This window comes from Thalassotalea loyana (assembly GCF_030161435.1).
Taxonomy (GTDB): domain Bacteria; phylum Pseudomonadota; class Gammaproteobacteria; order Enterobacterales; family Alteromonadaceae; genus Thalassotalea_G; species Thalassotalea_G loyana.
In genome coordinates, this window is sequence record NZ_BSSV01000004.1 from 197,382 (window position 1) to 212,036 (window position 14,655).

At 40.5% G+C, this 14,655-nt stretch carries 12 protein-coding genes and 1 pseudogene; 8 read left to right on the forward strand and 5 right to left on the reverse strand.

The genetic code is table 11. The annotated features are described in order from the left end of the window. Positions 1–25 precede the first annotated feature (25 nt). The 5 genes and pseudogenes from aceF to ampD form a co-directional block, all read right to left on the reverse strand. Positions 26–1,693 carry a dihydrolipoyllysine-residue acetyltransferase gene (gene aceF / locus QQK05_RS10700; protein ID WP_284298409.1) on the reverse strand — a complete coding sequence of 556 codons (1,668 nt, stop codon included), beginning with the start codon at positions 1,691–1,693 and terminating at the stop codon, positions 26–28. Positions 1,694–1,710: 17 nt separating this feature from the next. Beyond that, complete coding sequence (gene aceE, locus QQK05_RS10705; protein WP_284298411.1) at positions 1,711–4,386, reverse strand: pyruvate dehydrogenase (acetyl-transferring), homodimeric type; 2,676 nt, start codon at positions 4,384–4,386, stop codon at positions 1,711–1,713. A 96-nt stretch (positions 4,387–4,482) separates the two neighbouring features. After that, complete coding sequence (gene pdhR / locus QQK05_RS10710; protein WP_284298413.1) at positions 4,483–5,232, reverse strand: pyruvate dehydrogenase complex transcriptional repressor PdhR; 750 nt, start codon at positions 5,230–5,232, stop codon at positions 4,483–4,485. 301 nt (positions 5,233–5,533) lie between these two features. Beyond that, a pseudogene (gene ampE / locus QQK05_RS10715) lies at positions 5,534–6,268 on the reverse strand (regulatory signaling modulator protein AmpE); the annotation flags it as partial. Positions 6,269–6,424: 156 nt separating this feature from the next. Continuing rightward, on the reverse strand, positions 6,425–6,979 hold the full coding sequence (ampD, locus tag QQK05_RS10720) for a 1,6-anhydro-N-acetylmuramyl-L-alanine amidase AmpD (RefSeq protein WP_284298415.1): 555 nt from the start codon (positions 6,977–6,979) through the stop codon (positions 6,425–6,427). Between the two features lie 32 nt (positions 6,980–7,011). On the opposite strand from ampD, the gene QQK05_RS10725 reads away from it, so the two are divergent. The 8 genes from QQK05_RS10725 (at position 7,012) to zapD (ending at position 14,586) form a co-directional block, all read left to right on the forward strand. Next, positions 7,012–7,533 (forward strand): retropepsin-like aspartic protease family protein, encoded by a 522-nt coding sequence (locus QQK05_RS10725; protein WP_284298417.1) that lies wholly within the window; start codon positions 7,012–7,014, stop codon positions 7,531–7,533. Beyond that, positions 7,534–8,397 carry a carboxylating nicotinate-nucleotide diphosphorylase gene (gene nadC / locus QQK05_RS10730; protein WP_284298419.1) on the forward strand — a complete coding sequence of 288 codons (864 nt, stop codon included), beginning with the start codon at positions 7,534–7,536 and terminating at the stop codon, positions 8,395–8,397. It begins immediately after the preceding gene. A gap of 206 nt (positions 8,398–8,603) precedes the next feature. Continuing rightward, positions 8,604–9,023, forward strand: coding sequence for a pilin (locus QQK05_RS18640; protein ID WP_322790570.1), 420 nt, complete (start codon positions 8,604–8,606; stop codon positions 9,021–9,023). A gap of 117 nt (positions 9,024–9,140) precedes the next feature. Beyond that, positions 9,141–10,844 (forward strand): type IV-A pilus assembly ATPase PilB, encoded by a 1,704-nt coding sequence (pilB, locus tag QQK05_RS10740; protein WP_284298421.1) that lies wholly within the window; start codon positions 9,141–9,143, stop codon positions 10,842–10,844. A gap of 59 nt (positions 10,845–10,903) precedes the next feature. After that, positions 10,904–12,136, forward strand: a complete 1,233-nt coding sequence (locus tag QQK05_RS10745; protein ID WP_284298423.1) for a type II secretion system F family protein — start codon at positions 10,904–10,906, stop codon at positions 12,134–12,136. A 74-nt stretch (positions 12,137–12,210) separates the two neighbouring features. Beyond that, on the forward strand, positions 12,211–13,098 hold the full coding sequence (locus QQK05_RS10750; RefSeq protein WP_284298424.1) for a prepilin peptidase: 888 nt from the start codon (positions 12,211–12,213) through the stop codon (positions 13,096–13,098). Positions 13,099–13,114: 16 nt separating this feature from the next. Further along, positions 13,115–13,741, forward strand: a complete 627-nt coding sequence (gene coaE, locus QQK05_RS10755; protein WP_284298426.1) for a dephospho-CoA kinase — start codon at positions 13,115–13,117, stop codon at positions 13,739–13,741. 98 nt (positions 13,742–13,839) lie between these two features. After that, positions 13,840–14,586 carry a cell division protein ZapD gene (gene zapD, locus QQK05_RS10760; protein ID WP_284298427.1) on the forward strand — a complete coding sequence of 249 codons (747 nt, stop codon included), beginning with the start codon at positions 13,840–13,842 and terminating at the stop codon, positions 14,584–14,586. Positions 14,587–14,655: the final 69 nt, after the last annotated feature.

Here is a 14,655-nt window from a genome sequence, read left to right on the forward strand (position 1 = left end):
TTCAGTCAACAAACAACACTTTGAATTAAAGTACTAGTTTTCTGATATCCGACATTACCGATGATAAGTGTACGATAAAGCGCGCGGCAACCGCACCATCAATCACACGGTGATCGTATGATAATGATAAAGGAAGCATTAAGCGTGGTTCAAAGTCCTTACCATTCCACTTAGGTTTCATCTCAGATTTAGATACACCTAAAATAGCAACATCTGGCGCATTTACAATTGGCGTAAATGCAGTACCACCGATACCACCTAAACTTGAGATACTAAAACAGCTACCTTGCATGTCAGCTGCTTTTAACTTGCCTTCACGCGCTTTTGCACTAATCTCTAGTAACTCTTTTGATAGTTGGTAAATACCTTTTTGATCGACATCACGAACAACTGGTACCACTAAACCATTTGGCGTATCTACGGCAACACCAATGTGACAGTACTTCTTCATGATTAAGCTTTCGCCATCGTCACTTAGGCTTGAGTTGAATACAGGATAAGCACGAAGTGCGTCTGCAACAGCCTTCATAATGAACACTAATGGTGTGATCTTAAAGCCCATTTTCTGTTTTTCACAGATAACGTTTTGCTCTTTTCGGAAAGCTTCAACGTTAGAAATATCACATTCATCAAACTGTGTAACATGCGGAATAGTTACCCAGTTGCGGTGTAAGTTTGGACCTGAAATTTTCTGAATACGTGTTAACGGTACTTCTTCAATTTCACCAAATTTAGAGAAGTCGACCTTGCGACCTTCAATAACTTGTAAACCACCAGAACCACCTGCAACTGAAGTACCAGCATTGGCTTTCGGACGTGAAAGCTCATATTTAACGTATGACTGAACATCTTCTTTCAAGATACGACCTTTACGACCAGTACCTTTGACAAGTGTTAAATCAACACCGAACTCACGAGCTAAACGTCTAATTGACGGTGATGTAAAGATACTACCATTACCTTTTGCATCACCTGCTTGTGGATGATGTGGTACCGGTGCAGCTTTAGGCGCTTCAACTTTTGGTGCAGGTGCAGGAGCTGCTGGTGCAGGCGTTTCAGCTTGTGGCGCTGGTGCAGATTCAACAGGCGAGCCGCCAGCTGTTTCAAGTTTAATAACAAGTGAGCCTTGTTTTACCTTATCACCTACTGATACAAGTACTTCTTTAACTGTACCTGCATGCGTAGAAGGTACGTCCATTGTTGCTTTATCAGTCTCTAATGTGATTAAACCGTCTTCTTCAGCAATTTCATCGCCAACCGCAACAATAACGTCGATGACGTCAACTTCGCCATCTTCACCAATATCTGGTACTTCAATCGTGATGACTTCACTTGCGCCACCAGAAGTTGGTGCAGGCGCTGCTGTTGGCGTAGGCTCAGCCACTGGAGCAGGTTCTGCTGCCACAGGCGCTGGTGCTTGCTCAACTTCAGGTTCTGCTGCAGGTGCACTTGCGCCCTCAGCTTTCATCTCACCTATTTTGTCGCCTTCTTTGATTTTGTCACCAACACTAACGCTTAATGAAACTAACTCACCTGCAATTGGAGCAGGGATATCCATCGAAGCTTTGTCTGTTTCAACCGTAACAATACCTTCATCGGCTTCTAACGTGTCACCTACAGCAACACAGATTTCGATAATTTCAACTTCTTCGCCACCAACATCTGGGACTAGAATTTCTTGAATATCTGACATTATTTGATCCTCTAGCCTTATGCGTAAAGTGGGTTCACTTTAGCAACATCAATGTCGAACTTAGCGATGGCTTCAGTAACAACCTTACGGTCAACTTCACCACGGTTTGCTAATTCGTATAACGCTGCTACTACGATGTAACCAGCATTAACTTCAAAGTGTGTACGTAAGTTTGCTCGACTATCGCTTCGACCGAAACCATCAGTACCTAAACAACGGTAATCTGTGTCAATAAATGCACGCACTTGGTCTGAGTATGCTTTAACGTAGTCTGTTGCAGCAATTGCTGGACCTTTATCCGCAGTAATCACTTTACCAATGTATGGCACTTGCTGGTCAGCTTCAGGGTTAAGCATGTTTTGACGAACAACTTCTTGACCTTCACGTGCTAATTCATTGAATGAAGTTACTGAGTAAACATCACTTGAGATGTTGTAGTCGTTAGCAAGAATCTGAGCCGCTTCGCGCACTTGTAACAAGATAGTACCTGAACCCATAAGCTGAACGTTTGCCGATGCCTTCTTCGCATCAACGGTTTCAAGCTTATAAATACCTTTGATAATTTGATCTTCGATATCTTTATCTTCAGGCATCGCTGGGTGTTGGTAGTTTTCGTTCATTAACGTTAAGTAGTAGAAAATATTTTCATTATTTTCATACATACGGCGTAAACCATCGCGAACGATAACCGCTACTTCGTAACCGTAAGTTGGATCGTAAGTTACACAGTTAGGAATCAAACCTGCTTGAACGTGTGAATGACCATCTTGGTGCTGTAAGCCTTCACCATTAAGTGTTGTACGACCTGCCGTTGCACCCAATAAGAAACCACGTGCTTGGCTATCACCTGCTGCCCATGCTAAGTCACCAACGCGTTGGAAACCAAACATTGAGTAGTAGATATAGAATGGGATAGTCGTTGCATTACATGTTGAGTAAGACGTACCTGACGCTACCCAAGATGCCATTGCACCTAACTCGTTAATACCTTCCTGTAGTACCTGACCTTTCTTGTCTTCACGGTAGTAAGCAACTTGGTCAGCGTCTTGTGGAACGTATTTTTGACCTTCGTTAGCGTAAATACCTACTTGACGGAATAAGCCTTCCATACCAAAGGTACGTGCTTCGTCAGGAATAATTGGTACGATACGCTTACCAATCTTCTTGTCTTTTAATAAGCTATTTAATACGCGAACAAAAGTCATTGTTGAAGAAACTTCACGATCGCCACTACCTTTAGTAATCGCTTCGAACGCCTTCATTGAAGGAATTTCTAATTCATCTTCAGATTGCTCACGACGCGCTGGTAATGAACCGCCTAACGCCTCACGACGAGACTTCATGTATTGGTACTCAGGACTATCTTCAGGGAACTTGAAGAATGGTAAATCTTCAATTTGATCGTCCGAAATAGGCATGTTGAAACGGTCACGGTATTGCTTAATTGATTCAATGTCCATTTTCTTAACATTGTGAGCAACATTTTGCGCTTCACCAGATTGGCCTAGACCAAAGCCTTTTACTGTCTTAGCTAAAATAACCGTTGGGCGACCTTTAGTGTTTACGGCTTTGTCGTAAGCTGCGTAAACTTTAACTGGGTCATGACCACCACGGTTTAAACGCCAGATGTCTTCATCAGACATATTAGCAACCATAGATGCAGTTTCTGGGTACTTACCGAACCAGTTTTCACGCGTGTATTTACCGCCTTTTGCTTTACAGTTTTGGTATTCACCATCAACGGTTTCATTCATAAGCTGTAATAACTTACCTGAAGTATCACGAGCCAATAAAGCATCCCAGTATGAACCCCAAATTACTTTGATCACTTCCCAACCAGCGCCACGGAATGTGCCTTCAAGTTCTTGGATAATTTTACCATTACCACGAACAGGACCGTCCAAACGCTGTAAGTTACAGTTAATGATAAACGTTAGGTTATCTAAACCTTCACGAGACGCTAAACCAATAGCACCTAATGATTCTGGCTCATCACACTCACCATCGCCTAGGAAACAGTATACGCGTTGAGCTGAACAGTCTTTAATGCCACGGTTAGTTAAGTACTTTAAGAAACGAGCAGTATAGATAGCTTGTAGTGGACCTAAGCCCATAGAAACTGTTGGGAACTGCCAGAAGTCTTGCATTAAGTGTGGGTGTGGGTATGAAGATAAACCTTTACCGTCACACTCTTGACGGAAGTTATCCATTTGCTCTTCAGTTAAACGACCTTCTAAAAATGCACGACCGTAAATACCCGGAGAAATGTGGCCTTGAGCAAAAATAAAGTCACCACCATTTTCAGGCGTTGCTGCCTTAAAGAAGTGATTAAAACCAACATCGTATAACATTGCAGACGAAGCAAAACTACCAATGTGACCACCTAACTCAAGATTCTTCTTCGATGCTCGTAATACTAACGCCATTGCGTTCCAACGAATTGCGGCACGAATACGTGCTTCAATTGTTTGATCAGCTGGCATGTGAGGCTCTTGTCCTGGAGGAATGGTATTTACATAGGCTGTTGTCGCATCAAATGGTAAATGAGTACCACCACGACGAGCACGGTCAATTAATTTCTCTAATAAGAAATGAGCGCGGTCCGCACCTTCGTTTTCTAATACAGCTTCAATTGACTCAAGCCATTCTTGAGTTTCTGCTGCATCTATATCGTGTTTAGGGAGCTCAGACATAATTTTACTTAGTCTCCGTTTGTTTATGTAGTCGTGATAAATAGTTTAAAGATAGACAATTTTTCTCAAGCTATCTCAAATCTTTATCATGTTTTATTAATATCTTTGCATTCGGCGCATTGAGCGCTCCATACGACTTTGCTCTTGAGTGAGCTTTAATAGTACTTCTTCTATAAAAGCAAGGTGTCTATGGCTTGCACCCCATGCTTTCTGAGGCTGGCCACTGACAATTGCTTCAAGTAACCGTTTTCGGTAATCAGCGATACGTTCAAATGTATCTGGTCTTTTCGACAATATTGTTAAATTTTTAGCAATATTATCAATTAACAGTGGCGCCATTGATTTCGCCATCTGCAAAATGATTGCGTTGTGTGACGCTGCGCAAATTGCACTATAAAATTCAAAAACCGCAGTAGCTTCAGCGCGATAATCATTTTCAATTTGAGCGTCACCAATAGCCAAATGCTTTTTTTCGATAAGTTCAAAGTCGGCTTTTGTGCCTCGCATTGCGGCGTAGTAGGCTGCCATTCCTTCAATTCCATGTCGGAACTCCAACAAATCGAATTGAGATTCAGGGTTTTTCGACATCAAGTCAAAAAGCGGATCAGATAAGCCACTTAGTATGTTATTGGCAACAAATGTCCCACCACCTTGTTTACGGGTAACTAATCCCTTTGCTTCTAGCTTTTGGATAGCTTCACGCAATGAGGGTCTAGATACTTCAAACTGAGCTGCTAATTCACGTTCCGGAGGCAACTTTTGCCCAGCTTCCAAGCTACCTTCAATAATCATGGCTTCAAGTTTCTCTTGAATGACATCAGACAATTTAGCTTGTTTCAGTGACATAGCGTTACCTATTGGCTCAAATACACAAATGGTAAATTGGTCTTACCATTTGGAATTATCGATAAAAAAATCGGCAAATACGCCTAAAAATTTTTGCTAATCTACCTTAACTTAACAACAAAGCCAATGACTTTTTTAGAGTAATTATCCAAATTACTCTAAATCTATCGCTAAAAAAGCATCTACAACGAATGGTCAGACCATTGAGGAAAGCATTATAAAATGTAATATACAGCGCGATTTTTAGTGGACTTTCAATGGAAGGCAACATGAGTATGTTGCCTTATTATGAGCAGAGCGTTTAATTGATTACGCCAGTAATGGTCAGAACGGCAACAATTGATAGCATTAACATCAATGTTCGTTTTGCAAGCTTAACTAATAAGCATGGCTCTGACACACAATCATCCTCATCGACCATGAAGTCTTCAGACTGTTTGGCGACATTAGTTAGCAATCTATGTGCAGGAAGGTCGAAGTCGAAAAAAGATTCCAAATAGGTTGGCATCGCTTTCGAAAAGTGCCCTACTAACATATAAGCAAATGACACTAAGCGCACCATTGGCCAATCTATTACAGCAAATAATGATCGAAACTTACTGTGTGTGTCATCAGCTACATAATAGGACTCTTGATCGTCACGTTCAGTCATTTCATGAATTGTGATAAGTAAACGATATAACAAAGCTGCTGTTGCGCCAAAGGCAACAAAAATCAACATGGGTGCAATATAATAACGATAGTTTAACCACACCATGGTCTCACCGAATGGCATTCGAGGTAGATTTTTATCTTCTTGCAGCTGCAATAAGGTAAGTTCACAGGTGGTTGGTTCGTCACGATTTGCTGCTTGTAAAAAGCATTTATACGCCGCTCGCGTTTTTACACAGCCAAAGGCGATGATAAGTAATACGGTTGAAACGATTAAATATAATATCGTGTCATCAATTAAGGCTAACAATAAATAGCAAATAATGACTGGTAGCAAGACGATGACACAAACTTGGAAATTATTTAATTCTTTATTACTCGAACTAACGACGCCTAGCTTTTTTTAAATGTCGAGTAGGTGCTCAAAGTAAAAACTAAACTGCCAAACTTTTGAAGACAGACTTTTTTGCGCTGATAATGCAATTAACAAACTAATTAAATTCATAAGTAGGTTCCATAACGCTCTAATACTATTTTAGCGTTAATCAGATAATAATTGATAAAACTTTTGCCAATCAAATGCATCTCCAGGATCAGTTTTTCTTCCTGGTGCGATATCATTATGACCAACGATATGTTCGTCCACTATAGGATAGTGCTTTTGCAACGCTTTAGTAAGAAGTGCAAGCTGTTGATATTGAAGAGAAGTATAAGGAATATCGTCTGCTCCCTCAAGCTCAATACCGATAGAGAAATCATTACACTTGTCGCGACCATTAAAACTAGAAATACCTGCATGCCAAGCTTTATCATCAAAGGAGACGTATTGAATAATATGACCATCACGCCGAATTAAACAGTGCGCTGAAACTTCTAATTTGTATATCGACCCAAAATAAGGATGCGCTTGGGGATCTAATGTCCCCAAGAATAAGTCTGTGATATATGATCCGCCAAATTCATTGGGTGGTAATGAAATGTTATGGACAACAAGTAAATTAATCTCTTCTTTTGTCTCTCTGGGCGTATAATGAGGTGAAGGTTGGTGTTCGACGTCTGATATCCAACCATTGTTGATTATTAAGCTTGTCATCATTTAAAGTAATTGAAAGTTTTAAAGAATATATTATGAACCAAGAGCCAGATACAAACAAAATTGGACGGGCATTCACTTGGCTAAGTTGGATTATTGCCCTTGGTCTAGTTGCATTTTTATTTGATGAATTGCTTGGCCAACAATACAACCCTAATCAATCAGTAGAAAGCAACTATTCTTCAAGGGGACAAGTAAGCGTCAAGTTACTTCAAAATCGCTATGGTCACTATGTACTTAACGGCCAAATTAATCAGCAGCCTGTTACATTTCTATTGGATACTGGCGCAACGTCAGTTTCCATCCCTGCACATATTGCAGACCAGCTATATTTAGAACCACAAGGCAGCTACATGGTAAATACCGCAAATGGCCGAATAAAAGTTTATCGCACCACCTTATCTACCCTTAGTATTGGCGAGATAACTCTGTATAATGTCGCGGCTAATATTAACCCGGGAATGGATTCGGAAGAAATCTTGCTAGGCATGAGTGCACTAAAGCAAGTTGAATTTAGCCAGACTGGTAACCAATTAATCATACGAGAGCAAAGATAAATGCAAACCCCAGAGCTACAAAACGACATCTCTACAACCGTCACATGGGCACTAAAAGAAGATTTGGGTGGACAGGTGGATGCTAACGCTGACATCACTGCGTGTTTAATCCCTGAAGACAATCAAACAAATGCGACAGTTATCACACGAGAAGATTGTATCGTGTGCGGTGTTGACTGGGTAAATGAAGTGTTTAGGCAACTTGATGAATCAATTGGGACAACGACTAAAATCACATGGTATGTAAACGATGGACAAGTCGTTAAAGCCAATACGACATTATTCGAATTAACGGGTAACGCTCGCCTTATTCTGACAGGTGAAAGAACAGCGCTTAATTTCCTGCAAACATTATCAGGTACAGCTACGGTCGTTAGTAAGTACGTTGAGCAACTTGAAGGTAGCGTAACAAAACTACTTGATACTCGTAAAACACTTCCAGGCATGCGAAGCGCTCAAAAATATGCAGTCAAATGTGGCGGTGGTGTTAATCACCGCATCGGGTTATTTGACGCGTTTTTAATTAAAGAAAACCATATTGCCGCGTGTGGTGGTATCGATAAAGCTGTAGCTACAGCTAAATCAAACCACCCAAATAAAAACGTTGAAGTTGAAGTAGAGTCACTTGATGAATTAACACAAGCCCTTACTGCAGGCGCAGATATCATTATGTTAGATAACTTTACGCCGACTATGATCGAAGAGGCAGTTACCTTGACACGAGGCAAGGCAAAACTCGAAGTTTCCGGCAACATGACGCTTGAAAAGCTAAGAACATACACACAAGCTGGTGTCGACTTTGTTTCTGTTGGTGCACTAACCAAACATGTTCAAGCAGTAGATTTGTCGATGAGATTTAGTTAATTTGCCGAAATTTCTTACAATCACCGGCACAATATTAGAGTAAATCCCCTAAAAATTGAGATTTTTCGATGCTTTTCGGTTGTTTTTAATACAAATAGAAAAAAATGATAAAAAATGCGTCACAAAATTTTACATTTTAAAAATTTTGTATCACTATAGCGAAAGCCCCCGTAATAAATAATGGAAGTACTATTATGAAAAACTTAATGAAAGCCAAAAACAACAAGGGTTTTACTCTTATTGAATTGATGATTGTTGTAGCGATCATCGGTATCTTAGCTGCAGTAGCTATTCCACAATATCAACAGTACACTCGTAGCGCTACCGCACAAAGTGTATTTAATGAAGTACAAACGTACAAGACTGCTGTTGCATTATGTGCACAGGTTAGCGGTGGTCAGTTAGGCACATGTGACGCTGGCGCTGAAGGCATTCCAGCTGTTAACGGCGCTGTGACTGCAGTTGCAGACGGTGTAATTAGCATGAACTTAGGCAACATTGACGGTAATGGTGACTCTACAGTTGACGTAACACCTACTTTAGAAGCTACACGAATCACATGGGCAGTTACAGGCACTGGTGCTGGTACAAATGCTTGTACTGAAGGTTGGATAGAGTGTAACTAACAAAACAAACTTCTGATAAAAAGCAGCTACGGCTGCTTTTTTTGTGTCTAGATATCGTCTAATTGACATTTTTATGTCACAATCAAGATTAAATCTTTCAAAGATCAATAACTAAAAATGAAAGGACTTCATCAACAATCTAGTTTATTGTCTGCGTTAGCTAAACATCAGCTAGTTACAGATGAACAACTTGACGACATTAGCTCTGGGTTTATTAGTCAAAAGAAACCCTTCGTACGCTATTTAATTGAAGATAAGCATTTAAATGCAGGTCAAGTTGCTAACATATTCTCAAAGAGCTTTGGTTATCCATATATCGACCTGGATGCATTCGATACCAGTTTAATTCCCGAAGGTATTCGTAACGAGAAACTTATTCGAAAGCATAATGCCCTGCCGATCTATTTGCGTGGCAAAGTCCTTTTTGTCGCCATGTCTGATCCAACGAACTTGGACGCATTAGAAGAAATTCAGTTTAACACAGGCTATACCACGGAATTAATCTTGGCAGATGAAAACAGTCTGTCGACCGCTATAGAAAGAATTTTAGAAGAAGACACCGATGCGCTTGATATATCAGACATGGATACCGAGGAATTAGCGGGAATCGATGTTGAAGAAGAGCGTCAAGACGATGATGGTAGCGAAGATGGCAAAGATGATGCCCCTATCGTTGTATATATTAATAAAATTTTATTAGATGCTATAAGAAAAGGTGCTTCAGACTTACATTTCGAGCCTTATGAAAAATCATATCGGATTCGTTTTCGTATCGATGGCATTTTAACAGAAATTGCTAGGCCACCTGTAACCCTATCTTCAAGAATGGCGGCACGTTTAAAAGTTATGTCAAAACTCGACATTGCGGAACGACGTGTACCACAAGACGGTCGCATAAAGCTTGCATTGTCAAAGAAAAAATCAATCGATTTTCGTGTTAGTACACTCCCAACCATGTGGGGTGAGAAAATCGTAATGCGTATCCTGGATAGCTCCAGTGCGATGCTAGGTATTGATATGCTGGGTTATGAACCTGCACAAAAGAAAATCTATATGGATGCACTTGCGCAACCTCAGGGGATGATTCTTGTTACAGGTCCAACAGGTTCAGGGAAAACCGTATCGTTGTACACGGGTTTAAATATACTCAACACGGACCAGAGAAATATATCAACGGCGGAAGATCCTGTAGAGATTAACCTTGAAGGTATCAACCAAGTACAAATAAATACAAGAGCAGGCTTAACCTTTCCTAGTGCATTGCGTTCATTCTTGCGTCAGGATCCCGATATTGTCATGGTTGGTGAGATTCGTGACCTTGAAACCGCTGAGATAGCAATTAAAGCTGCACAGACTGGTCACTTGGTATTATCTACGTTACATACGAATTCAGCTGCAGAGACATTGACGCGTTTACTCAATATGGGTGTACCGTCATACAACGTAGCGAGTTCAGTTAGTATCATCATCGCTCAACGACTTGCACGTCGATTATGTATGGCCTGTAAAGAGCCAGAAGACATCCCTGAAGAGGAACTTCTCAAGCAAGGGTTTACTCACGAGCAATTACCTAATGTAAAATTATACAAAGCGGTGGGCTGTGATCAGTGTACTGGCGGCTATAAAGGCCGTGTGGGTATCTATGAAGTCATAAAAATAGGCGAACGATTATCATCGATTATAATGGAAGGTGGTAATTCATTAGATATTGCTGAACAATGTCAAAAAGAAGGATTTAACAATCTTCGACAATCAGGCTTGCTCAAAGCAATGCACGGTGTGACAAGTCTAGAAGAAGTCAACCGAGTGACAAGTGGTTAGCTAACGCTCGAGCAGCAGTAGCTACTTTCGATTATAGGAAATAAGCATTAGGTAATTATATGGCTGTAGCAAAAACCAAAAATGTAAAAACGCTTGATGTATTTCAATGGCAAGGGGTTAACCGTAAAGGCAAAAAAATTAGCGGTGAACTTTCAGCTAGTAGCATTATGGAGCTAAAAGCTCAGCTACGAAAGCAAGGTGTAACACCAGGTCGAATAAGGAAGAAGAGCAAGCCATTACTTGGTGGTGGAGACAAAAAGCTAACCTCTGCTGACATTACAACCATAACCCGACAAATTGCAACTATGCTAGGAGCAGGTGTACCGTTAGTACAAACCATTGAAATGATTGGTAAAGGCCATGCAAATGGTAATATGCAAAAGTTGCTAGCGAACATCGGTGATAAATTACAATCAGGTTTACCGCTTTCAGAGTGTTTACGCGAGTATCCTACCGAGTTTGATGACCTATACTGTGATTTAGTCAAGTCTGGCGAACAATCAGGTGCGTTAGAGACTATATTCGACCGTATTGCAACATATAAAGAAAAGGCAGAAGCACTTAAAGCCAAAATAAAGAAAGCACTTACTTATCCAATTGCCGTTGTCGTTATCGCCGTTATCGTTACAGCTATATTGTTGATTTTCGTAGTACCTACTTTCAAGGAGATTTTTGACAGCTTTGGTGCTGAGTTACCTGCGTTTACACTTTTGGTCATCAAGGTTTCTGAAGTGCTCCAATCTACCTGGTATATAGTACTAGCCGGTCTTTTTGCATTTAGTTGGGCATTTAAAAATGCACACAGAAAAAGCCAAAAACTTCGTGACAATGTAGATAAAAATATCCTTAAACTTCCCGTCGTTGGTGACATTTTGCATAAAGCTGCTATTGCACGATACGCGCGTACATTGGCGACAACCTTTGCCGCAGGTGTACCCTTGATCGATGCTTTAGAATCTGCTGCTGGCGCGTCTGGTAACGCGGTTTTTCGCGAAGCAATATTAGACATACGCTCTGAAGTTTCTTCGGGGATGCAAATGAATTTAGCGATGCGTAACAGTAATATCTTTCCAGATATGGTTATTCAGATGGTTGCGATAGGTGAGGAATCTGGTGCTGTCGATGACATGTTGGCAAAAGTAGCCTCAGTATACGAACAAGAAGTTGATAATGCCGTAGACAATTTAACGGCCTTATTAGAGCCAATGATTATGGCTGTATTAGGTGTGGTAATTGGCGGCCTAATTATCGCTATGTACCTGCCAATCTTCCAAATTGGTCAAGTTGTTTAACTAATAACATTAATTGAAGGGCTAGGGCGTGCCGCTAGCCCTTTTTACTACCCGAATACACTATGAGTTTACCTATGTTTTCTGAAACCCTTGCTCTGCTTGAGCAATCTCCGAGTTTTTTTTACACCTTGGTTTTTGTCTTTTCATTAATGGTCGGTAGTTTTTTGAACGTCGTTATTTATCGTTTTCCCAAAATGTTGGAAAAAGAATGGTACAACGATTGTCGAGAATTTCTTGGTGATGAAGTCAAGAATATTCCTAAGAGAAAGTTTCCTGAACTAACATTAGCTAAACCGGATTCTAGCTGTCCGAACTGTAATCATAAAATTCGATTTTATGAAAACATACCTGTTATTAGTTGGTTATGGTTAAGAGGTAAATGTAGCAACTGCAAAATTAATATCTCGAGCCGTTACCCAATTATTGAATTAGCGACAGCATTACTAAGCGTTGCCGTGTCGTATCACTTTGGCCCAACATGGACAAGCTTTTGGGTAATATTGCTAACCTGGTACTTAATCTGTCTCACCATGATTGATTTTGACCATATGCTCCTTCCCGACCAGCTTGTTTACCCCATGCTGTGGCTAGGCTTGCTAGTGAATATAGATGGTACCTTTATTTCATTGAGTGATGCTGTCATCGGAGCGGTTGCAGGCTACATGAGCTTATTTTCAGTATTCTGGGTGTTTAAATTACTTACCGGTAAAGAAGGTATGGGGCATGGCGATTTTAAATTGGTTGCGATGTTCGGTGCGTGGTTTGGTTGGCAGTTATTACCATTACACATTTTAATGGCATCTGTCGTTGCAGCAGTCATAGGGTTAAGTTTAATTGCGTTTAAACAACACAGTCGGGAAAAGCCAATCCCATTCGGTCCATACCTTGCTGTAGCGGGCTGGATCACATTATTGTGGGGTAATGATATTTGGCAATGGTATTTAGGCTTTATCGTCCAATAACACATTATAAGAATCGATGAATAACAAATATATCGTAGGGTTAACAGGTGGAATAGGCAGTGGTAAAACAACCATTGCTAACCTGTTTATCAACAAAAAAATAGACGTCGTTGACGCTGATGAAGTCGCCCGCCAAGTAGTAGAGCCAGGTCAGCCAGCATTAGCTGCTATTGTTGAAAAGTTTGGTAACAATATTTTGCTCGCAGATGGCTCACTTAACCGGACACAGTTAAGGGAAAAAGTGTTTAGCGACGAGCACGCGAAACAATGGTTAAACGCATTACTCCATCCTGCGATTCGACACGAAATGCTTGAGCAACTTTCAAAGACCCAAAGTGTTTATTGTTTATTAGTGGCACCATTATTACTCGAGAATGGTTTAGAGAAATATGTCGACAACGTCCTAGTTATTGACGTAGATGAAGCCACTCAAGTCAATCGAACTACTAAGAGGGATGGCTCTAGCGAAGCCACGATAAAAAGTATTATATCAAGCCAAATAACCCGCGAGAAACGACTAGCAAAGGCCGATTATATAATCAGAAATCAGGATTGTACTGTTGAAAATATTCAGCAACAAGTTGATGAGCTCAATCAATTATTCACTCAACAAGCCCAAAGCAAGATAGAACTGCTAAAATAACAAGGATTGTCCTTTTAAATTTATTGGATAAAATAAAGATTAGCGATTTTTTTCGTTAATGGTTAATATAACTGCAATATTTTAATTAACACCTTGTTATGTCGAGAATTTTATACGAGCATCCGCTCAACGAGCGAATAAGAAACTACCTAAAGCTAGAGCATCTCTTTGGCCAGGTAGAAAGTGCTCAACAGCTCGAATTGCAGCAAGGTTACTCCGTTCTATTTACCTCACTTTTTGCAATTCTTGATAGTCTCGAAAGAAATGATATTCGCGGTGATTTAATCAAAGATTTAGAAAAGCTTGAGCAAAATCTTGTTCTTTGGTCACAAAGATCAGATGTTGATGCGTCAGCGTTAGAGCAAAATCTTCGAAAAACCGTTGCTTTAGTCAATCAATTGCGCAGTACTAAACTACCCTGGTGGCAATTAAAAGATGACAAATTCCTCTCTGCGGTAAAGCAACGGTTTGCAATTCAAGGTGGTAGTGCTAGTTTCGACTTACCGCAATTACAGTTTTTCCTACACCAACCTGCGACAACATCAACAAAGACAATAGAAGCTTGGCTTTCAACCCTAATGCAACTCAAAGAAGCCATTGCTTTAGTGTTAGTTTTTATTAGGCAACGAAGTGGCTTTGAATGCGTCGAAACAGAGAGCGGTTTTTACCAAGACAGTGGAGAAGGACTGCTCCTTTTGCGTATTGAACTAGATGCTAACGCTCAATTCTACCCAACGGTAAGTGGTAATCGCTTTAGATACTCAATTCGATTTATGCTGCCATGCGAGCAGAGCGGTAGACGTTACTCCAACAGTGCGACGAAGTTTTACCTAGCAAAATGCTAGTTATCAATCATTAATTCCCACCCATCGACTGCTTTAGTGCACCACCTTATTACGTTATAATTATGCCCA